The 21,841-nt window shown below is 48.6% G+C and carries 19 protein-coding genes; 16 read left to right on the top strand and 3 right to left on the bottom strand.

Going from position 1 to position 21,841, the window contains the following annotated elements:
* Window positions 1-79 precede the first annotated feature (79 nt).
* From purU to cobT, 9 genes are all read left to right on the top strand, one after another.
* Window positions 80-952 carry a formyltetrahydrofolate deformylase gene (gene purU, locus EHS89_RS19380; RefSeq protein ID WP_124927821.1) on the top strand — a complete coding sequence of 291 codons (873 nt, stop codon included), beginning with the start codon at window positions 80-82 and terminating at the stop codon, window positions 950-952.
* Between the two features lie 219 nt (window positions 953-1,171).
* Window positions 1,172-1,441 carry a DUF1289 domain-containing protein gene (locus EHS89_RS19375; protein ID WP_229753624.1) on the top strand — a complete coding sequence of 90 codons (270 nt, stop codon included), beginning with the start codon at window positions 1,172-1,174 and terminating at the stop codon, window positions 1,439-1,441.
* A gap of 412 nt (window positions 1,442-1,853) precedes the next feature.
* Window positions 1,854-2,810: an ABC transporter substrate-binding protein gene (locus tag EHS89_RS19370; protein WP_124927820.1), complete on the top strand. Its 957-nt coding sequence runs from the start codon at window positions 1,854-1,856 to the stop codon at window positions 2,808-2,810.
* A gap of 22 nt (window positions 2,811-2,832) precedes the next feature.
* Window positions 2,833-4,488, top strand: a complete 1,656-nt coding sequence (locus tag EHS89_RS19365) for a sensor domain-containing diguanylate cyclase (RefSeq protein WP_124927819.1) — start codon at window positions 2,833-2,835, stop codon at window positions 4,486-4,488.
* Window positions 4,489-4,855: 367 nt separating this feature from the next.
* Window positions 4,856-6,976 carry a hydantoinase/oxoprolinase N-terminal domain-containing protein gene (locus EHS89_RS19360; RefSeq protein ID WP_124927818.1) on the top strand — a complete coding sequence of 707 codons (2,121 nt, stop codon included), beginning with the start codon at window positions 4,856-4,858 and terminating at the stop codon, window positions 6,974-6,976.
* Window positions 6,977-7,025: 49 nt separating this feature from the next.
* On the top strand, window positions 7,026-7,877 hold the full coding sequence (locus EHS89_RS19355; RefSeq protein WP_124927817.1) for a hypothetical protein: 852 nt from the start codon (window positions 7,026-7,028) through the stop codon (window positions 7,875-7,877).
* Window positions 7,878-7,895: 18 nt separating this feature from the next.
* Window positions 7,896-8,633, top strand: a complete 738-nt coding sequence (locus tag EHS89_RS19350) for a glutathione S-transferase family protein (RefSeq protein ID WP_124927816.1) — start codon at window positions 7,896-7,898, stop codon at window positions 8,631-8,633.
* A gap of 199 nt (window positions 8,634-8,832) precedes the next feature.
* The gene (gene cobU / locus EHS89_RS19345) at window positions 8,833-9,354 is read left to right on the top strand and encodes a bifunctional adenosylcobinamide kinase/adenosylcobinamide-phosphate guanylyltransferase (protein ID WP_124927815.1); all 522 of its coding nucleotides are present in this window, start codon (window positions 8,833-8,835) and stop codon (window positions 9,352-9,354) included.
* Window positions 9,351-10,400: a nicotinate-nucleotide--dimethylbenzimidazole phosphoribosyltransferase gene (gene cobT, locus EHS89_RS19340; RefSeq protein WP_229753623.1), complete on the top strand. Its 1,050-nt coding sequence runs from the start codon at window positions 9,351-9,353 to the stop codon at window positions 10,398-10,400. The genes cobU and cobT overlap by 4 nt, the downstream gene beginning before the upstream one ends.
* Window positions 10,401-10,477: 77 nt before the next feature.
* On the opposite strand, the gene EHS89_RS19335 is transcribed toward cobT, so the two are convergent.
* A complete protein-coding gene (locus EHS89_RS19335) occupies window positions 10,478-12,190 on the bottom strand; it encodes an HAD family hydrolase (RefSeq protein WP_124927814.1) in 1,713 nt (570 codons plus the stop codon).
* 395 nt (window positions 12,191-12,585) lie between these two features.
* Here EHS89_RS19335 and EHS89_RS19330 point away from each other — a divergent pair, with 395 nt between their 5' ends.
* On the top strand, window positions 12,586-12,939 hold the full coding sequence (locus EHS89_RS19330) for a hypothetical protein (protein ID WP_124927813.1): 354 nt from the start codon (window positions 12,586-12,588) through the stop codon (window positions 12,937-12,939).
* Between the two features lie 187 nt (window positions 12,940-13,126).
* Here EHS89_RS19330 and folD read toward each other — a convergent pair whose 3' ends face one another.
* Entirely contained in the window at window positions 13,127-14,020 is an 894-nt protein-coding gene (gene folD / locus EHS89_RS19325; RefSeq protein ID WP_124927812.1) for a bifunctional methylenetetrahydrofolate dehydrogenase/methenyltetrahydrofolate cyclohydrolase FolD, read from the bottom strand.
* Window positions 14,021-14,453: 433 nt separating this feature from the next.
* Here folD and EHS89_RS19320 point away from each other — a divergent pair, with 433 nt between their 5' ends.
* The 6 genes from EHS89_RS19320 to EHS89_RS19295 are packed head-to-tail and all read left to right on the top strand — an operon-like array spanning window position 14,454 to window position 20,378.
* The gene (locus EHS89_RS19320; protein WP_211340375.1) at window positions 14,454-15,161 is read left to right on the top strand and encodes a corrinoid protein; all 708 of its coding nucleotides are present in this window, start codon (window positions 14,454-14,456) and stop codon (window positions 15,159-15,161) included.
* Window positions 15,162-15,189: 28 nt separating this feature from the next.
* The gene (locus EHS89_RS19315; protein ID WP_124927811.1) at window positions 15,190-15,897 is read left to right on the top strand and encodes a DUF1638 domain-containing protein; all 708 of its coding nucleotides are present in this window, start codon (window positions 15,190-15,192) and stop codon (window positions 15,895-15,897) included.
* 52 nt (window positions 15,898-15,949) lie between these two features.
* A complete protein-coding gene (locus EHS89_RS19310) occupies window positions 15,950-16,426 on the top strand; it encodes a methylenetetrahydrofolate reductase C-terminal domain-containing protein (protein WP_211340374.1) in 477 nt (158 codons plus the stop codon).
* Window positions 16,423-17,436 (top strand): methylenetetrahydrofolate reductase, encoded by a 1,014-nt coding sequence (locus EHS89_RS19305; protein WP_124927810.1) that lies wholly within the window; start codon window positions 16,423-16,425, stop codon window positions 17,434-17,436. Before EHS89_RS19310 ends, EHS89_RS19305 begins: the two co-directional genes overlap by 4 nt.
* A gap of 2 nt (window positions 17,437-17,438) precedes the next feature.
* On the top strand, window positions 17,439-18,347 hold the full coding sequence (locus EHS89_RS19300; RefSeq protein WP_124927809.1) for a dihydropteroate synthase: 909 nt from the start codon (window positions 17,439-17,441) through the stop codon (window positions 18,345-18,347).
* A gap of 9 nt (window positions 18,348-18,356) precedes the next feature.
* Complete coding sequence (locus tag EHS89_RS19295; protein ID WP_124927808.1) at window positions 18,357-20,378, top strand: ASKHA domain-containing protein; 2,022 nt, start codon at window positions 18,357-18,359, stop codon at window positions 20,376-20,378.
* 381 nt (window positions 20,379-20,759) lie between these two features.
* On the opposite strand, the gene EHS89_RS19290 is transcribed toward EHS89_RS19295, so the two are convergent.
* On the bottom strand, window positions 20,760-21,737 hold the full coding sequence (locus EHS89_RS19290; RefSeq protein WP_124927807.1) for a GlxA family transcriptional regulator: 978 nt from the start codon (window positions 21,735-21,737) through the stop codon (window positions 20,760-20,762).
* Window positions 21,738-21,841: the final 104 nt, after the last annotated feature.

Genomic DNA, 21,841 nt, shown 5'->3' with positions numbered 1-21,841 from the left:
GTCGACAGGTAGCTGTATTCAATAGTGTGTGGCCATCTGCTTTGTTGGGGCGGGGCAGAACAATGTTAAAGGAACAGTGATGAACAGAGAAACACCGAACTATATTCTGACTGCTACTTGTGATGGGGTGATCGGTTCCCTGGATGTTGTAACCCGTTTTTTATGTGAGCGTCAGTGTTATGTCCATGAGATGCACACCTTTGACGATACTGAAGCCCACCGGTTTTTTATTCGGGTAGAGTTCAAAAACGATGGTGCAGATGCGTTACCGATTGAAGAGCTGACAACTCAGTTTGCTGAAGCTGCGAATAAATTCTCAATGCAGTGGGAGCTACGTGACGCTAGCGTACCGGAAAAAGTCGTTATTCTGGTTTCCAAATACGATCATTGTTTGCAGGATCTGCTGTATCGCTACCGTACCGGTTCTCTCAACATTGAGATCCCGGCGATTATTTCCAATCATCCGGATCTTCAGGGGTTGGCTGAATGGCATGGTATTCCATACTACCACCTGCCTATTACTGCCGAGACTAAGCCGCAACAAGAAGCGCAGATGATGGAGATCATCGAAGAAACTGGTGCTGATCTGGTTGTACTGGCGCGTTACATGCAGGTTTTGTCTAATGATCTGTGTAAGAAGCTGGAAGGCCGTGCAATCAATATCCATCACTCATTGCTACCTGGTTTTAAGGGCGCTAAGCCTTATCATCAGGCGTATGACAAAGGCGTGAAACTAGTAGGTGCAACGGCGCATTACGTTAGCAGTGATCTGGATGAAGGCCCGATTATTACCCAGAGTGTTGAGCCGGTGGATCACAGCTTTACCCCGGAGCGTCTGGTGGCAAAAGGGCGTGATACTGAGCGGATGACCTTAAACAAAGCTGTGAAACTGCACTGTGAGCAGCGTGTGTTCCTGGATGGAAACAAGACCGTTGTCTTTAGTGGTGAATAGGGCTGTTAAACAGGTTATCACTAAGAACCTGAGAAAAGGCAGTGAAGCTGAGATAGTGAAAATTAGGCAGTAAAGAATAGAAGGTGAGGATATGCAGCAGAGCATAACTGCGCAATCTGCACTGTAGAGCGGGGTAAGCGACAGAGATGATTTTCTGGGGCTACCCTGCAATTTTGTTTGTGCTGAATTTTTTAAAAGAATAAGCAGGGTGAAGAAATTATGACAGTTGAAGGGCAACATCTGACCGATGAAGAATTAATTGCACAAGCTGAGATGTCTCCTTGTGTGGGGGTCTGTAAATCAGACGAAAACACAGGATGGTGCTTCGGCTGTGGCCGAACGGATGCTGAGATTGAGCAGTGGCAGAGCTATGATGCCGGCACCCGAGTCGGGCTTGAGGCTGAAATGCCTGAGCGTGTTAAACAGCTGATTGAACGTCGCCGTGCTGAACGGGGTGGCTCAGCGCGTCGTAGTCGCCGACGTACCTGATTCTGATTATATAACTTATCGTTGTGATATTTGTTGCTACGAATGAGAAGGCAATTAATCTCGTCTGAGGATTAATTGCTAACTCTGAACAAAGAACGTCTATATTCCCGCCTCGATTCTTTTTATGAGTAAAACAAAAGGATGCATTAAGAGTAATTGAGCACCTTGCTTATCTCTAAAATTTGTCATATCCCAGTTTGGGTGTTTCAGGATTGACCATAAGCGATGGCCGACTAAGCTGTTAACGTGACTTTTAATTTCACATTTAAAAGGACTTTGTCATGCTAAGCGTTTGCTGCCAAGAATCGATGATCCCGAGCTCTGGAGAGCCTCATTTCCCCCAAAGTATTTATACCCTCACGCCTGTATTCATCAACGACGAGATTAAGTTCAGGTCTTAGGAGGGTTTATCATGAGAATGAGAGTTTTTGTGGTATTTCTGTTTCTGTTTGTTTGGCGCTCAGTTGCTGCTGTTGAGCAGATATCTGTTCAATTAGACTGGAAACATCACGCATCTTATGGCGGCATCTATGCTGCATTAGCTAAGGGTTTTTATACCGATGAGGGGTTGGATGTTACCCTTAAAGCTGGTGGCCCGAATGTTGATTGGGTGGCTCCGGTGGTATCAGGAGAATCTCAATTAGGTATAGGCTCGGGTGAAGCGCTGCTTATCCATCGTTCCCAAGGTCTTCCGGTCAAGGCTTTAGCTGCAAGTTTTCGTCGTAGTCCTGTGGTTTTTTTCTCGCTTGCCGATTTCGGGATTAAGCACCCGAGTGACTTTATAGGCAAAAAAATACGTGTAGCGCCCAATTTGAAGCCGGCTTTAACCGCTATGCTTTCCCGCTTTGATATAACCCCTGATCAATATGAAACCGTAGTAATGGCAAGCAATCTGGACCTTGTTTTGAGGGGGGATGTACCTATCTGGGGAGCTTATATCACTGGACTGACACAGTCTGTGATGTCCAATGGCCACAAGGTAAATCTGATATTTCCGGATAACTATGGTGTGCACTCCTATGCCAGAGTGATCTATTCGACGGAAAAATTTATCGCTGAAAAACCGGAGGTAGTGTTTCGATTCCTGCGCGCAACGTTGAAGGGTTGGGAGTGGGCCGTGGAAAATTCTGAAAAGGTGGGTGAATTAGTTAAACGTCATAATCCTGCCGTTGACAGGGTTATGCAAAACCAGGCTATGGCCGCTAGCATTCCATTAGTGCATACCGGTGAAAATCGTATAGGTTCGATGTCACCAAAGGTGTGGGAAAATATAGCTTCTACCCTGGAGCTTAGTGGCGTTCTGGAGAAAGGTATCGACCCTGTAGATGTATATACACTCGAATTCTTGCGCCGAATTTACGGTCCTTAGCGGATAGGTTACGGATTAAGTTATGCGCCTTGCAACACGGATGTCTTTAGCTTTCAGTTCGTTCGCTATGATCGTTGTGATGGCTATTAGTCTGTTTGATTACAACAGCAGTCGGGATTCGCTGAAGGCTGCTGTAGTGTCTGAGCTGGACGCTATTATTGAGGAAAAAACAGCCGCCTTTGAGGTTTGGTTCGCTCATCAATTGATGGGGCCAAAAATGATCGCAAACTCGAATCATGTGTTAACTCATATCGATGAACTCTCGATATCCGGGATAGACGAAGATCAAAGGCTTCTTGCCGAGCAATATCTGCAGCAAGAGTTGACTAACTGGCATCACAATAATACGAGCTATAATTCCATTTTTATAATGAACGCAGCGAACGGTGAAATTTTTATTTCGAGTGATCCTGACCTGAAAGGTCAGTTTAAAGAGGATAGATCCTACTTCATCGAAGGTCGTCGCGAACTATATATACAACCCCCGTATTATTCTATTAGTACCCAATCGCCCTCGATGGTGGTTTCGGCCCCTATAGAGTCAGCTCCGGGTCATCCGCTGGCAGTAGTCGCCGCACGGATTGAACTTGAAAACCTCCAGATCCTTGCTCAACGAGTTGCTGAAAGACGGGACAGCTTACAGGCCTATTTTGTTGATAAGGCAAACCTGTTTGTCACTCAACCCAGGCTTATTCATAACCCGGCAGTGCTGTCGCGGGGTATTCATACTGAAGCGGTCAAACGCTGTCTGAACGGTAACAGTGGAATCTGGGTGGGGATTGGCGCTCAGAAAAGACCTGTAATCGCATCATATCGTTGGTTACCACAGGCCGGTCTTTGTCTGGTGGTAGAAATAGCGCAGGAAGAGGCTTTCAGTTCGGTGAATGAATTGGAGAGGAAAATTCTGCTGGTCAGTTTATTCGCACTGTTAACCAGCTCTATTTTAGGTCTGCTGCTGGCCAGAAAGATGAGTGCTAGGTTAGCGCTGTTAAAACGTGGAGCAAAGCGTATTTCAAAAGGCCGGTTGGACGAGCGTCTTTGTATTTCGGGTCAGGACGAGATTACAGATCTGGCTCACGCGTTCAATACAATGGCCGATAATCTGGCTGAGCGGGAGTTGCAGCAAAAACAGGCGGAAGAAAAAAACCGCTATCTGGCCAGTCATGATGGCTTGACAGGGCTGCCTAATCGCGGACTATTATTTGACCGATTGAAGCAGGCAATTATTGCCGCTAAAAGGAACAAAACCGAAGTTGCGGTCATGTTTATCGACCTGAATGACTTTAAGCAGGTTAATGACGAAAGTGGTCATGACGCAGGTGATCTTGTAATTAAGGAGGTCGCGGATCGTTTGAAGGGATGCCTTCGGGAAATGGATACTGTGGCCCGATACGGAGGTGATGAATTTGTACTGGTTATGGAGGATCTATGTGGTACTGATGCCACCCATCGTGTTGTAAATTCTATTTTTCATGCGGTTAACCAGCCTTTCGAAATTGATAATACAGAAGTGAATATCGGCGTTAGCATTGGTATAGCACTATATCCGCGAGACTCAGTAAGCATCAATCATTTGATCAGTTTGGCGGACGACGCTATGTATGTAGCAAAGAAAGAAACAAGCCAACATTATTGCTTTGCTTACGAAATGGAGCTGGAAGCTGAAAGTCCTGATTGATGAATGAGTTACTGCATGCGCTATTGTGAAAGGCTGTGAGCTAAAGCTTTGTTGCTTTCATTGATATCAAGAATATAACCCGCCATCACGAACAAAACCGTTGCTCTATTAAGTAGCGGCATATTAAAAAGCAGGGTGTTTATGAAGAGCCAGATTTTCGGCTGACTATGACTATAAGTAATTTCGCTGTGAAATGATTATGTAACGGTTCTGTTGCTACCTGTCTTACCTCCTTCTCAAAGTAACCCTTTTCCTGGTATGGGCTTATGTCGCGCAGCGAACAGTTTGTGCCGCAGTATGCTCCTTTGTATAGCCCTGTTCCTGATAGCTTGTACGCTGGCCCGGTTTTTTATTAATGAGGTAAGGTATGGCTTTTCGTTTGGGTATAGATACAGGTGGCACCTATACAGATGCAGTATTGGTTGATGACCAGCAACAGGTTGTGGCTACCTATAAAAGCCTGACTACCCGCTATGATCTGACCATCGGTATCGATAACGCTCTGTCTGGTTTGCCGGCAGAAATGATGACCGATATTACCCTGGTTTCGTTGTCGACTACTCTGACCACTAACTCCGTTGTTGAAGGGCAGGGCGCGCCGGTCTGTGTGCTGTTGCCGGGTTATAATGAGCGTCAGATTGCTCAGAGTGGTTTGTTAGATATCGTTACCGACGAAGGAGCTGTGCTGCTCACTGGTGGACACGATGCCAATGGTGATGAAAGTGAGCCGCTGGATGAAGCCGCTGCTCGCAATGCGATACTGGCACTTAAAGATAAAGTATCAGCTTTTGCTATTTCGGCGATGTTTGGTACCCGTAATACCAGCCATGAAGTTCGGCTACGTACTTTGGTTGAAGAGCTGACAGGGAAACCGGTGGCCTGTGGCCATGAGTTGGCCAGTAGTCTGGGTGCACCTCAGCGGGCACTGACCGCGGTGCTAAATGCCCGCATGGTGCCATATATTCAGCGTTTGATCAGTTCAGTAAAAGAGATCCTTAGTCATCATCAGATTGTCGCGCCGTTGATGATTGTGAAAGGCGATGGTTCGTTAGTAAATACAGATACAGCCTTACAACAGCCCGTTGCTACGGTGCTTTCCGGTCCTGCCGCCAGCGTAGTGGGTGCCTGTGCTCTGAGTGGCCTTAAAAATACAATTGTTGCTGATATGGGTGGCACTACGACGGATATAGCAATCGTTAGTAATGGTCAGCCAGAACTTTGTTCAGAAGGTGCCAGAGTCGGTGATTGGCAGCCGATGGTTGAGGCCGTACGGGTTTATTCTGTGGGCCTGGGTGGCGACAGTGAAATTCATTACAGTACTGCCGAGGGTATCGGTATTGGTCCACGTAGGGTGGTACCTATGTGTCTGTTAGGTCATCAGTACCCCTGGGTATTAGAACGTCTGGAACATCAGTTAAATGATTACCCTAATGCCCGTAATAATCGTTTTGTGATGCGCCTTGAAGCAAACGAAGTGCTATTGAATCAGCTTGGTGAGCATGAGCGCTATGCCTGGGAAAGGCTGGCCGATGGTCCTATAGAGCTTGAAGCTGCAGTGATGGAAGATCGTAACTTAGGTCGGTCTCTGGCAAAGCTGCAACGTGCTGGTCTGGCTATTTATAGTGGTTTTACCCCTTCAGATGTGGCGCATGTGTTAGGGCTGAGTAAACACTGGAGTACTGATACTGCTAATCTGGCCGCAAAAGTGTGGGCGAAGCAACTTCGTAACTTGTATGGCATGGGTAAATGGGAACTGGGTGATGCGAAAGAGCCTTGCCGTGAAGTTTATCAGCTGATCGTCACTAAGATCAGTACCACGCTGGTTGAGGCGGGTCTGCATCAGGCGGGTAAGCTCAGTGAGGCGCGGGCACAGAATCTGGCAGGATTATTGACGGAACTTATCTTTAATTCAGAACAGGAGCCGGGTGCCGGTGCGCTGTTTAATCTGGACTTTGCAGCGGACTATCCTCTGGTAGCCGTGGGTGCGCCATCTGCCAGTTATTATCCGGTCGTAGCGGATATGCTGGGAACTGAATTGATATTACCGGAACATGGTAATGTTGCTAATGCGGTCGGTGCGGTGATGGGGTCTGTGGTCCAGCGGGCAAAAGTAACCATATCCCAGCCAACCTATGGCGCATTCTCGTTGTATCACAAAGGTGAACCTAAGCGATTCAGCAATCTTCAGGAAGCAGAACACTGCGCTGAACAGATTGTCAGAGAGGAAGCGCTAAAAGCGGCATTAGCTGCGGGAGCTGCTTCGGTTGAGGTGGTTATCTCCAAAGAAGAGAATCATATCACTCATGATATCGATGGTGATCTGTTCCTGGATAGTGAGGTTATTGCCACCGCAACCGGTCGACCGGACTGCAGGGCTTTAGTACTGAACGCTAAAGGTGACTCTGAAACCAGTGTAGATATAAGCCATGATGTAGGCACTGATCTGGCAAGCGCCAGTGATGCTTCATCCCGGTATAATATTCATTAGTGCATAGATAAGATTTTAATAGATAAACTGTTTTCATTCGGGAGCCAGAATGAAGGATTCAGGTAGCGAAGCTTCGGTCGTGAAAAATGCAAAACCACAGGTAAACACTGCCCGGCTAATAGATCGATTGTCAGAAAAGCTGGCTGAGCAGGGGTTGCTAATACGCTCGCAATTATCTCTCGATGTGGATGATCCCTTGTTTCCTGAATGTCTGTCTGAGAGCTTGACTGATGAGCCGGATGAAGAACGGTCAAAGATGGCTGAATCAACTCAGGACAGCTGTGTTGTAACGCTGTTGTTGATTGGTAATGTTGGTTCGTCTCTCTGGCCGGCCTTTAGTCAGTCGCCGGAGTATCAGGACTTGTTACCTGATCCTCTGGATCGCTGGAGCCTCAGAGTGGGTCGGCAACTGGCTGAAGAGTTTGATGCAAGGGTGCTGTTTCCATTCGGTGGACCTCCTTATCATCCTTTTCTTAGTTGGGCTAAGCGCAACGATACCGGTTTTGAATCGCCTCTGGGTCTGACATTGCATCCTGAATTCGGATTGTGGCATGCGTACCGCTTTGCGCTGGCCTATAGCGGTAATATTGATATCGAAGCAGGGTTGGACGATTATCAGAAAAGGGCTGATGTTATTAGTCCTTGTTCAAATTGTCCGGATTCAAAAGTGCGTGAACATAACTGTAAAGAAAAACCTTGTCTGAGCAGTTGTCCGGTTGATGCTTTTTCATACCAGGGGTATCAGGTGAAACGTTGTGCTGCTTTTCTGGCGCAGAATCCAGAGCATGACTGCAACCTTAAGGGGTGTCGAGCCCGTAGGGCTTGCCCGGTCGGGCAAAACTATCATTATGATGATTTGCACGCTCAGTTTCATATGCGCCAGTTTGTGGTGAGTCATTAGGGATGCGGATGTTTAATCATGAGCTATAGCCTTTATGGAGCGCCGGATAGCGCAAATATTATTGTTCACATGGTACTGGAGCATTTGGCTCATTTGGTCGGACCGGATGAATTGAGCTATGAGCTGAAATGGGTCGATTGGAGTGTTAAAGAGCATCGTTCAGATCAGTTTCTCAGTACATTGAATCCTCAGGGGTTGGTGCCGGTATTAGTCGATGGTGATCAGCCGGTTTTCGAAACTGCAGCGATCGTTCTTTATTTGGCGGATAAGTACCAGAAACTTGCGCCTTTAGCGTCTGCGATGCCAGAGCGCCCCCGCTTTCTTCAGTGGCTATTTTACCTTTCAAATACCCTGCATGCGGATCTAAGGGTGCAGTTCTACCCGGATCGCCATGTTGTAGATGAATCAGCGGTTGGCCCGCTATTAGAAAAGACCCGTGAACGTGTTGCCGGGCATCTGTCTTTACTGGAGGACGAGCTGGCAAAAAACAGTTCTGGCCCCTGGTTGATGGGAGAGCAACTGACTGTTCTGGACTTTTATCTGGGGATATTGTGTCGCTGGTCGCAGCTGTATCCCCGGGGGCGGGCTTTAAGCCCGGATGTACTGATCTGTTTGCCGCATTTGCAGGCACTGTTAACTGAGTTGGAGCAGCTGCCGGCTGTTGTAAAGGTTTTTCCAGAGCATAAGATCCGCGCGCCATTTTTTAACCAACCATCGCCTCCTGATCTGTCAGTCGAAAAAGTTTCGGCATTTTGATGCGCGTTCTGGCTTCTTTCGATGCGGGTGAAAGATATATGTTGTTGGCTTTGATACAAGTTAAGTACTGGGCTGAATAAGCCCTTTTCTATGCTGAGGATGTTCTTATAATGGTTGGCGCAATGAAACTGATAGATAGTGTAACTTTCATTACCTGGCCTGTTAGCGAGGCTTACCTCAGTAAGTTTGGGAATCTTAAATGAAACAATTGATCCTTGGCGGAGCCCGTTCCGGTAAGAGTGCAATAGCGGAAAGACTAGCGACGGAATCTGATAGTCAGGTGCTTTACATCGCCACAGCTACAAGTGGTGATGGCGAGATGGCAGAACGTATTGCAAAGCACCGGCAACGGCGCCCTGATCACTGGTTGCTGACTGAGGAGCCGGTGCATCTGGCTGCGACTCTGAAGCAGCAGGCCCGCGAGGGGCTATGTATATTAGTTGATTGCCTGACGCTGTGGCTGACAAACATCATGTTTATGGATGAAGGCCGGCATTTTCAGGTAGAAATGGATGCTTTGCTGAAGACCTTACCCGAGTTGCCCGGCGAGATAATTATGGTGAGTAATGAAGTGGGTTTAGGCATTGTTCCTATGGGTGAAATGACCCGACAGTTTCAGGATGAATCCGGTCTGCTTCATCAGAATGTGGCAGCGGTCTGTGATCGCGTAGTATTAACTGTTGCGGGCTTACCGCATACCTTAAAAGGTGAAAAGTTGTGACCATTGAGTGGCTGAGTAATACCCTTAAAGTACCTGATGTAGCCCTGCAGTCAGCCGCGCTGGAGCGCCAGATGCAACTGACAAAACCGCCCGGATCATTGGGTCGGTTGGAAGATGTGGCAGTGCGCCTGAGTGCAATGCAAGGTAGTGAAAAGCCTTCGGCAGAAAAGATCAATATCACTATCTTTGCTGCTGATCACGGTGTAGTTGCTGCGGGTGTGTCCGCTTTCCCACAGGAAGTGACGGTACAAATGGTGGCAAATTTTTCCGCTGGTGGTGCTGCCATTAGTGTATTGGCTAAGACGCTGGGGGCAAGCCTGCAGGTGGTTGATGTAGGCACTGTGACCGATCCGGGGACAATGCCCGGTGTGATTAGCCGTCGTGCTGGCCATGGCACTGGCAACCTGCATAAGCAGGATGCGATGACATCAGAACAGTTAGCTATTGCCATGAATGCCGGACGAGAAGCGGTGCTACAGGCAAAGGAGATGGCCGCGGATCTGTTTATTGGTGGTGATATGGGTATCGGCAATACCACGCCGGCAGCTGCGATCGCCTGCGCGTTACTTGGGGCTGATCCTGTCGATCTGGCCGGTCCTGGAACCGGCTTAGATGCTGAGGGTGTGTCCCATAAAGCACAAGTTCTGCAACAAGCATTGCAGCGTTATGAGGGGCTCGAGTCTGAACCCTTAAAAGTGTTGCGTTGTCTGGGAGGCTTCGAGATAGCCGCGTTAACCGGGGCCTATATCAGTTGCGCACAACAAGGTTTACCGGTGCTGGTGGATGGATATATCACCACCGCCGCAGCATTAGTGGCGGTTAAGTTGCAGCCTGGCGTGAAAGACTGGCTGATCTTTTCACATCGTTCAGCCGAGCCTGGGCATAAGGCGATGTTGGAAGCGCTGGATGCAGAGCCATTACTGGATATGGGGATGCGACTGGGTGAAGGGAGTGGCGCCGCGACAGCAGTACCTATGCTGCGGGTTGCCTGCGATCTGCATAATGGTATGGCAACCTTTGCTGATGCGGGGGTAGCAGAAGGCTAGTTTCGAAAAGGTTGGTTGCAGCTATCATGCTGTCGGTTTATCGAGGTTACGTTTTCTCAATTGCTACTGCGTCAACCTTACTTGCGCTGGATATTACGGCAGGCTAATACCAGCGCCCAAAACTCAGAAAAGTCATTAACCACAACATCCGGTTTGTGCGGATATCGTTCCGATCCAGGAAATATTGTATTCAGCCAGGGTTGGTCCCACAGGGCACCGTTAAAGAACACGCTGGTAATTCCAGCACTTTTTGCGGCAATGACATCGGTAGTACTGTCGCCCACATACCAGATATCTCTCCCTATGCCAGAGCCAAGATTATCCGCAGCTTTATAGATCTGATCGGCATGGGGTTTACGGCGTTCAGTATCGTCACCACAAATTTCGGTATCAAATAGCTCGTTCCAGCCGGTGCCCTCGATGGTGGCAAGCTCGTGGCTGAAGAACTCCCGGTCGCGGTTGGTGATTACGCCAACGGTCAGGCCTAGTTGGCGCAAGCCCTGTAACACTTGCTTCACTTTGGGTTCAAAGGGCAGGGCAGTACCGTAGTAATTGCGGTAGTGGCGATTAAATCCCTGGTGCGCAATCTGCTTAGCCTCCTGATTATCGGCAAACAGGATTTCGAAGATATCGGTACGGGATATCTTGCGATCCAGTTTTATTTTGGGGTGCAGGCTGAGGTTTTCACGGACATATTCTACCAGTCTTGAATCATCGGGTGATTTGCATGAAGCGGAAGGAACCAGGTGATCCAGTAAGCCCATTTCCCGCAGATCTTTTAACATGTCATCCACTGCGTGGTACATCGCATCCAGGGTGTCTACCAGAGTGGCGTGCCAGTCGAACAGTACAATTCTTGGGTAGGTCAGGTTTGCAACCGCAGGGTGCCAGTCGGGCTCTTCGCGGGGTGGTGGCGGTGTGAGAGGGGGTAATCGGGCAGGTCTTTGATTGAGAAGGTTTGTCGCTATTGGTTGCTCAGAACAGGCACTTCCGGCGGTTTCTACCAGATCGATCAGCTGATCAAAACTATTAGCAATAGCGGTAGGTGAATGGTCAGCATGGTCTGCGGCTGAAAAAACATATTCAAACCAGTTATCGTCCCACAGGGCACCGTTGTAAAATACTGAGGTGATATTGGCTTTGCTGGCGGTAATCATGTCCGTCAGGCTGTCACCAACATACCAGACCCTTGTATCAGCGGTTTCGCCGAGTCGCTCTATCGCATGAAGTAAACCATGGGGGGCGGGCTTATAGCGTGGCGCTTCGTCTCCGCCCAGGGTGAAATCAAATAGATTTTGCCAGCGACCATTATCAACCTTTGCCAGCTCTGGAGCGAGAAATTCACCACTGCGATTAGTCACTACCCCTATTTTGATACCCAGTTTTTTCAGGTAGCAGAGATAGTCATGCATGCCGTCCTGAAATGGCGCTACGCTGCCGTAATGATTGTGATAGCAGCGATCATAAGCGCGGTGGGCAATGGCGTTGGCGAGATCGTTATCGCCAAACAGGACGTCAAAAATATCGGTGCGGGAGATGCGTTGCTCGGCCAGTACTTTGGGGTGTAGGTGGCGGAAGATCCGGATATAGCGGATTAGCTTCTCATCCTCCTCTGTCTTAGCCTGTCCCTCCGGCAGGATATGCCGCATCAGATCGAGTTCGTCCAGCTGTGCCAGCATCTCTTCTATCGCCTGATACATCGCATCGTGGGTATCGACCAGGGTGCCGTGCCAGTCAAACAGTATAACGGTGGGAAAAGGAGGTGTTGCGCCTGCAGTTGAAAGTGCCATTACCTGAGTCCTTATCGCGATACATTACAGGTCAGACTAGCAGCAGAAGTTTAGAGAGACCAAATATCCTGGTCGTAGCTGATGGTAAATGAGCTGTTTCAGGTGTTTTGATCAAATGATTAAAATAGCATCTTGCGTCAGATTGAGTGCATCAAAAAAATAATTTCGGGCTGATATTTGGTGTAATCAAAATGAAAAGTATAACTTCAATTTTTCTATTTCAACTTTTAAAACAAAATGATAGAGCGGTATAAATCGCTGTAATTTGTTGTTGGTCTGTAGTTTGCAATGTTTTATATGAGTGAAACGATTCACGTTTGATTCATTAAGGGATGCAATAGTAAGGGTGCAATAACGATAAGGGAATGCTGATGCTAAGCCGATAGGTGATCAAAATGACCAGACTAGCTAACCAAAGATCTTACCAACAAACTAACCAAAGCCGTTTGGCTGCCGAAAATAAAAAGTTTCAAGGCAGTGGTGGTGTCAGTGTGGGAAATGTATCTGCTGGTTTTATTCCTGCATTTATGGACCCTGTATCCGGACGAATTGAGCTTTCTCGTTATCCTGATGGGCGCCAGGCACCGTTTCATATGTTGGATGGTTTACCGGATGAATGGATCATAAGGAGAAATCTGGCAGGTCATGTTGAGGAAATCCGCTGTGCGATTGTCTCTGGGTTTGTCCGTCTGGGTCGATTTTTTACCCGACAAGAGGCTGCTGATTTTATTAGCAAGCTAGATGCCTGATTCAGGCATGTTCAACGCTCGTTTGGTAACTTCTGGTAGATTGAACTCTAAGATTTTTCTGCATCAGCGGCTATTTCGATAGCATGCGATTCGGTAATTTAAGCAATATATTTAAAGGCCAGAAGCCGGGTAGGTATTGAGTAATACTGCCCGGCTTTATTATCAGGCTCACCTGACTTTTGACTGTTTAGTTCTGAGTCGGTATCCAGGTTGGGATCGGCAGATCATTCTGCCGTAGTGCGGCAGTGAGTGTGTTTAGCAGCAGGCAGGCGATGGTCATTGGCCCAACACCACCCGGCACCGGAGTAATGGCACCTGCCACTTCAGCTGCGCTGGAAAACTGAACATCACCGACTAAGCGGGCTTTGCCGCTATCCTGCTCGATACGATTGATGCCTACGTCAATCACTGTAGCGCCGGGTTTAATCCAGCTTCCTTTGACCATCTCCGGACGGCCGACAGCAACGATCAGGATGTCTGCCCGGCGACACTCTTCTTGTAGATCTTTAGTGCGGGAGTGGGCGGTGGTGACGGTGCAGTTTTCATTCAATAGTAGGGTGCTCATCGGTTTTCCGACAATATTAGATCGACCCAAAACCAGTGCGCGGGCGCCACTCAGGTCGCCAAGTTGGTCTTTGAGCAGCATCAGGCAGCCGAGTGGCGTGCAGGGGATAGTACCGTTGCCACCGGTAGAAAACCGACCCACATTAACCGGATGAAAGCCATCTACATCTTTACGGGGATCAATGGCGTTAATGACAGTATCAGCATCGATATGATCCGGTAGCGGAATCTGTACCAAAATACCTTGCACGCTGTTGTCATTATTTAGTTTGTTTATCAATGCCAACAGGTCTGTCTGAGAAGTACTTTCGGGCAGCTTATGAACAAAAGATGACATGCCTACTTCGATCGTTTGCTTACCCTTATTGCGCACGTAAACCTGGCTGGCAGGGTCTTCACCTACCAGTATTACTGCCAGGCCAGGTGTAATTCCCTGCTGGTGTAGTTTGGCTACTTCCTCTGCAATATCGTTACGGAGACTGGCAGCAAACGCTTTGCCATCAATGAGTTGTGCCATCTTTGTAAGGCCCTTTCTGGTTACTGGTGTTAATTGTCTGATCATGGCTTTTTTTGATTAAGCCAAAAGTTGCGCAGGTCAGCCTGGCTTTGTATAAGTGCTTCGAAATCTATCGCGCTGAAAATGTTGTGCTTTCTATCACGGTCATTTTAATTCGAGTTTTGCGCAATGAGTTTTTGCTCACAAAGTTATCCAGTAACGACGCCTCTTCAGATCTCTATTTTTCAGCTATACAGGGTAGGCCTGAACGGCATCCGGGCATGCTCCCGCGCGACCTGCACTTTACAACTCGCGACGGGCTATTTTTGGGTGTCGCTTTCCAGTAACTTCGGGTCGCACAAATATCAGAACGGATAGCGCTCTGGCCATAATCTAAAGCAACATTCCGTCCCCCGAGACGGACAGGTTTGAATAACTACTGGGGTTTATGCAGATGTCTGATGTTGAAGAGTTGTATGACGAAGAAGAGCTTGATCTGACCACTCTTCCCGATGATGAGCTTGTTGAGCAGATGTTCGACGACTTATACAACGGTTTACGTGAAGAAATTATGGAAGGAACAAATATCCTGCTTGAGCGGGACTGGTCACCGTCCAGAGTACTGAACGAAGCTCTAGTGGCCGGTATGGCAATTGTGGGTGTGGATTTCCGTGACGGTATTCTGTTTGTTCCCGAAGTACTTTCCGCAGCGAATGCAATGAAAGGAGGAATGGAGATTCTTCGTCCTCTGCTGGCTGAAACCGGTGCAGAGTCAGTCGGTAAAATGGTTATCGGTACAGTGAAAGGTGATATCCACGATATCGGTAAGAACCTGGTAGCGATGATGATGGAAGGTGCCGGTTTTGAAGTTATCGATATTGGTATCAATATTCCAGTTGAGGATTACCTCGAAGCACTGGAAGAGCATAAGCCAGACATTTTAGGTATGTCGGCACTGCTTACCACTACCATGCCGTATATGAAAGTTGTGATCGATACCATGAAAGAAAAAGGTATTCGTGATGATTTCATCGTACTGGTTGGTGGTGCACCTTTGAATGAAGAGTTTGGTGATGCAGTCGGTGCAGATGGTTACTGCCGTGATGCGGCTGTAGCTGTTGATATGGCTAAAGAGATGGTTGCTCAGAAGCGAGCTGCCTGATCTCTGGATAGATATTGGAGCATCCGAAATGCAGTTAGATGTACATTCAGAGCCTCAGGCTGAGCGGTCTCGTAAACGGGCCTGCAAAGTGCCTCAGTCTATTCGTGAATTTTCGGATCAGCGAACGGATGCTTCGGCGGTAGTGATTACCTGTTCGGCGTTGTTGCGGGAGATCACTGCGATCTCCCGAGCTAACGGCTGGACTCACCTGCAGACGCAAAGTATCAGTGCAGAGTTACATAACTTTCCGGAAAAAATTCCAGCGGCGGTTAAACAGCATATCGATGCGGCCAAAGCCAAAGGACAACAAGTGTTTGTTGCTTATGGCGATTGCGGTACCGGTGGTTTGTTGGATGCCATGCTGGAAGAAGAAGGTATAGAGCGGATACCGGGTGCTCATTGCTATGAGTTTTTTAGCGGTGGCGAGCGTTTTAACCAGTTTCATGAAGATGAGATCGGTACTTTTTACCTGACGGACTTTCTGGTGCGACATTTTGATCGTCTGGTTATTCGGGGGCTAGGGTTGGATAAAAAGCCTGAACTGGAACCTATGTATTTTGGGCATTATCGCAAGCTGCTGTATATCTCGCAGAGCGATGATGAGGGGTTGAAGCGTCAGGCTCAGGCAGCCGCTGATCGGCTTAACCTGACCTTTGAGCATTACGCTGGCGGTAGTGGTGATCTGGGTGCCGCGCTTGAATCCTTTAACCGCAGAATCGCGGTAGAGCTGAAGTAACTGATTTGATTTGCATATCCCACGGTTAAAGCGATCGTGGCGGGAGGTGTTTGTGTATTCCGTTCGTCTTTGGGTAGTACGCCATGCTGGCGCATTTGAGCGTATCTACAACATGTTTGAACCGGTGCTGGTTAAGTTGCATCCGGTATGGAACAAGATCGGTTATCAGCGTGCTGAAAAGCCGATGAGCAAGATTGAACAAGCCTGCAAAGGGTTGCTCTTTGATTGCAAAATGTGTGGCCAGTGTGCTCTGAGTTCCACCGGTATGTCCTGTTCTATGAATTGCCCGAAAAATCTGCGTAACGGTCCTTGTGGCGGTGTACGACTTAACGGTAATTGCGAAGTGTACGCCGATCGCCGCTGTGTCTGGGTGGAAGGCTGGAAAGGTAGCCAGAAGATGAAGAATGGTGATCGTATTTTTGCAGTACAAAAACCGGTTGATTTTAGTCAGCAAGGGAGTTCTTCCTGGTTGCGTGTCGTGCGTCAGATCTCGAAAAATAAAGAGCAGACCAGGGAGAAATCGCAGTGATTTTTCATGATGAACCTAATGCGGGCGATCCGTTTCCACATCTGCCGGATCATTCCTCGCAGGGGCGGTTGGAGCGGGTACTTCGGGCCGGTCATTTCGCGGTTACTTCTGAATTGGCGCCGCCGGATTCAGCTAATCCTGAAGATGTTTACGACCGTGCCCGGGTATTTGATGGTTATGTCGATGGTATGAATGCCACCGATGGTTCCGGTGCTAACTGCCATATGTCCAGTGTAGGTATGTGTGCCTTACTGACCCGGGTGGGTTATTCCCCGGTCATGCAGATCTCCTGTCGTGATAAGAACCGCATCGCTATTCAGGGGGATGTGTTGGGCGGTGCCGCGATGGGCGTTACCAATATGCTCTGTCTGACCGGTGACGGTGTGCAGGCGGGGGATCATCCTGAAGCTAAGCCGGTATTTGATCTTGACTGTATGTCTCTGCTGGAAACGGTACGAGGCATGCGTGATAAGCATGAGTTTCTCAGTGGTCGTACCATCACTGATGCACCTAAAGTGTTTCTGGGGGCTGCATCTAATCCGTTTGCGCCACCCTATGATTTTCGCCCTCACCGTATGGCGAAAAAAATTGCCGCCGGTGCACAATTTATTCAGACCAACTACTGCTTTGATATTCCTCGGTTCAAAGAGTTTATGGCCCGTTCAAGAGATCTGGGCTTGCTTGAAAAGGTTTTTGTGTTGCCGGGTGTGGGGCCAATGGCTTCCGCCAGAACAGCGACCTGGATCCGTAATAACGTACCGGGAATTCATATCCCGGATGAAGTAATTAATCGTCTGGCTGGTGCTAAAGATCAGAAAAAAGAGGGCCAGCAGATCTGTATAGACCTGATTCAGGAGCTTCGTGAGATCGAAGGAGTGAGTGGGGTGCATGTGATGGCTTATCGTCAGGAAGAGGCGGTAGCTGAAATTATTGATCGTTCGGGTGTACTGGATGGGCGTGTGCCCTGGTATCCGGGACGCGACGAAGAGTTACTCAAAGAGAGAGCATAATCATGACCGATACTATTATCAGCTCAGCTACTAAAGAAGCCATCATCGGCTTTGAGCGTCCGTTTACCATTATCGGAGAGCGTATCAATCCTACCGGACGTAAGGTTCTGGCTGCTGAGATGAAAGAGGGCGATTATAGCCGCGTTGAAGCGGATGCCCGGGCTCAGATCGAAGCGGGTGCACATATACTTGATGTGAATGCCGGTATTCCCCTGGCGGACGAACCGCGAATTCTGGCTGAAGTTATTCAGTTGATTCAGGGCTTCAGTGATATCCCTTTATGTATCGATTCTTCTATCGTTGCTGCGCTTGAGGCAGGTCTTGAAGTGTATCAGGGTAAAGCGCTGGTTAACTCAGTAACCGGCGAAGATGAGCAGATGGAGCAGGTATTGCCGCTGGTTAAGAAATATGGCGCGGCGGTTGTTGCTATCTCTAATGATGAGACTGGTATTTCTCAGGACCCGGATGTCCGTTTTGAAGTGGCAAAGAAGATCGTTCAGCGCGCCTCTGACTACGGAATTCCGGCCTGTGACGTTGTAGTCGATCCTTTGGTAATGCCGATTGGTGCGGTGAACACTGCCGGTGTTCAGGTATTGAAACTGATTCATCGTTTGCGTACCGAACTGAAAGTTAACACTACTTGTGGTGCTTCTAATATCAGTTTTGGTCTGCCTAACCGTGATGGTGTTAACGGCGCGTTCCTGAGTATGGCTATCGCTGCAGGTATGAGTTCTGCCATCGCTAACCCACTACATAAAGAAGTTATCGCAGCGACACTAGGTGCTGACGTGATGATGGGGCGTGACCCGGATTGCATGAACTGGATCCAGCGTTTCCGTGAAGCGCCTGCAGAAGGTGCTGAAGGTGCCCGTGGTCGTCGTACCAGTGGTCGCCGTCGTCGCACAGCTTAAGGAGAATGTATGTCTGATACGGCTACAGTCGTTTTTACACCAACCGGTCTACGGGGTGAATTCCCGCTAGGTACTTCAGTATTGCAGGCGGCACAGCAGTTAGGTGTAGACCTGGAATCCAGTTGCGGTGGTCGCGGAATCTGTGGCCGTTGTCAGGTTATGCATAGTGTCGGGGAGTTTCCCAAACATGGGATCAACTCCCTGGCTGAGCACCTTTCGCCTCCGACAGAGCGGGAAGAAGGGAAAAATAATGAGGTACTCAGGCACGGACGTCGCCTGGGATGCTCGGCCCAGATCCTGGGTGATATGGTTGTCGATGTTCCCTCCGACAGCCAGATACATAAACAACATATAGTTAAAGAAGCGACGGCTGTTGAGATTGATCATGATCCGGCTGTGAAGCTATTCACTGTGCAGGTACCGCCGCCGAATATGGATGAACCGCAGTCTGATCTGCGTCGGGTGCAGCAGATTTTACTGGATCAACATCATGTGCAGGCGATCAGTACCGATCTGTCTGTGCTGCAGGCCTTACAGCCGGCATTAGACAGGGCTGAGCGGCAGATAACGGTTGCTGTATACCATGATACTGAAGATCAGAACCAGATTATGGCGGTATGGCCGGGCGTTAAAGAGCGGGTTTATGGTCTGGCGGTAGACCTGGGCTCAACGACGGTTGCTGCGCATCTGTGTGATCTGACCAGTCGTGACGTTGTTTCCAGTTCATCGGTTATGAACCCTCAGATTCGCTTTGGTGAAGATCTGATGAGTCGGGTCTCATACGTCATGATGAATGACGGTGGTGATCGTGAAATGACTCAGGCGGTGCGTCAGGCCTTTAATGAGATGGCGAAAGACGCTGCAGAGAAAGCGGGTATCAAACTGGCTGATATTCTAGAGCTGACCGTGGTGTGTAACCCGATTATGCATCACCTGTTTCTGGGTATTGATCCAACGCCATTGGGCTCGGCTCCATTTGCACTGGCCACAGATCGTCCGGTGACAGTGCGTTCTGCTGAGCTTGATATCCATCTGCATCCTCAGGCGCGATGCTTCGTCTTGCCTTGTATTGCCGGGCATATTGGTGCTGATACAGCCGGAGTCATTCTTGCTGAACGGCCTGATCAGGCGGATGAGATTACATTGATTGTCGATGTCGGTACCAATGCTGAAGTGGTATTAGGCAACAAAGATCGCTTGTTGGCTGCGTCCAGTCCGACCGGTCCGGCTTTTGAAGGTGCGCAGATCAGCTGTGGCCAGCGAGCAGCAACCGGCGCGATCGAAAGAGTGCGCGTTGACCCTGAAACACTGGAGCCGCGTTTCAAGGTAATAGGTTGTGACCTTTGGTCTGATGACCCCGGTTTTGCAGAGCACACTCGCAAAATAGGCATCAGCGGCGTTTGCGGTTCAGGAATTATCGAAGTATTAGCTGAGCTATTCCTGGCCGGTGTGATCGATTCAGATGGTGTTATTGATCCGGCAATGGCTGAGAAAAGTCCCCGGGTTATCGCTAACGAACGAACCTTCTCATATGTGCTGTATGAGGGTGATAAAACCCTCCAGATCACACAGAATGATGTGCGCGCTATTCAGCTGGCAAAGTCTGCGCTGTATGCGGGAACTCAGTTGCTACTTGATCATCTGGGTATTACTAAGGTTGACCGGATATCCCTGGCGGGTGCATTTGGTAGCCATATCGATGTTAAGTATGCGATGGTGCTGGGTTTAATACCGGACTGTAATCTGGCCAATGTAGGGCCGGTTGGTAATGCAGCAGGGACGGGGGCCAGAATAGCCTTGTTAGATCGTTCTAAACGAAATGAGATTGAACAGGTATTACGTCGGGTAGAGAAAATTGAAACGGCTACCGAGGCAAAATTTCAGGATCATTTTGTTAAGTCGATGGCGTTTCCGCATCTTACCGACCAGTTTATAGAGCTGGCTAAAGAGGTTCAGCTGCCAGAACGTCGTGTGGTTAATGCTAGTGGTGGTACAGGTCGACGTCGCCGTAGAGTTCGCAAGGCGTCATAGTTTTTGGGAAGGTGCGAATAAGTCCTTTATTTTCTCTGCGGGCTATAGAACGGTCAAGTGCGCGAAAGATAGTGCAGTGAAATGTCTGGACCTTTTCAAACTATCTGACAAAGCAGGTGACCGTTATAGAGCCCGCCCCCTCTTTTTAAAAGAAGGGGGGCTTTCAGAGAGACTGAATCTCGGTGTTAACAATTTTCGACGTACAACCAGTATGCCTGTAATTGTTGCCTTGATCTTCAATCTCTCTGAAAGCCAGAGGCGTAAGGGGCTTGTTCGCACCTTCCTTAGCACTGCATATAAAAAAACCGGGCTATTGCCCGGTTTTTTTTTAATTAATGCATCCAGTACTATCGTTTGCCTGGGTCTTGTTTGTTGCTGTTATTACGAAACCGGCGTTTTGAGTTTGCGTTCATCCCGGGGGGGTAAGCCAAAATAATCGCGGTAGCATTTACTGAAGTGGGGTGCCGAGACAAAACCGCAGGCCAGGGATACGTCAACAACGGATTTGTCGGTTTGTAAAAGCAGCCGACGGGCACAGTTGAGACGCAAATTCATATAGTAACGTGTGGGAACGCAACTCAGATGTTTCTGAAATAACCTTTCCAACTGACGACGGGATACACCGACCAGTTGAGATAACTCATCAACACTCATTGGTTCTTCAATATTTGCTTCCATCAGGGTGACCGCTTCAATCAGTTTTGGCTGGCCAGAGCCCAGATGTAGTTGCAGTGGCATACGCTGACGGTCATGGCGTCCACGAATACGGTCACACATAAACTGTTCAGAAATATTGGCGGAGAGCTTGCCGCTGTTAGTTTCGGTGATCAGGTTGAGCATCATATCCATGGGAGCGTTACCGCCGGCACAGGTATAGCGGTTTCGATCTATCTCATAAAGCTCATCACTGAGTTGTATCTTGGGAAACTGTTCGCGCATGCTGGCCATGTTTTCCCAATGTACTGTGCATTTGTAACCGTCCATCAGGCCTGAGCGGGCGAGTAGGTAAGTGCCAGTGCATAAGCCGCCGAGCTTAACTTTTTGGCGATCCTGCTTACAGAGAAATTTTTCCATCTCTTTTGAAAAAACACCGGATACATCCACGCCGGAGCAGACAAAAAGAATATCTACCGGTGGCATGTTGTTAATGGAATAGCCTGGCGGGATTGTCAGATCGTTGCTGGCATATACCGGTTCGCCATCCATTGTGATAACCGGCCATTCATACAGGGCCTGGTCGGCTAGTCGATTGGCCATACGCAGTGGTTCAATGGCGGAACTTACCGCAATCATTGAAAATTTTTCCACTAGGAGAAAGCCGATTCTAGTCGGTGCGGGTGTTTGCTGCTGAGGTGTCATGTCTTCCTCATCGGAATAATATTACTGCACTCAATCAATACATACTCAGCTGTAATGAAAGAGCTCATAATTTTTTGTAATTATAGTGCGCTGGCTTGTATTTT

The sequence above is a fragment of the Amphritea balenae genome, from assembly GCF_003858655.1.
Taxonomy (GTDB): domain Bacteria; phylum Pseudomonadota; class Gammaproteobacteria; order Pseudomonadales; family Balneatricaceae; genus Amphritea; species Amphritea balenae.
The sequence above is the reverse complement of the archived record's forward strand: the minus strand, read 5'-3'. Positions and strand labels throughout refer to the sequence as shown.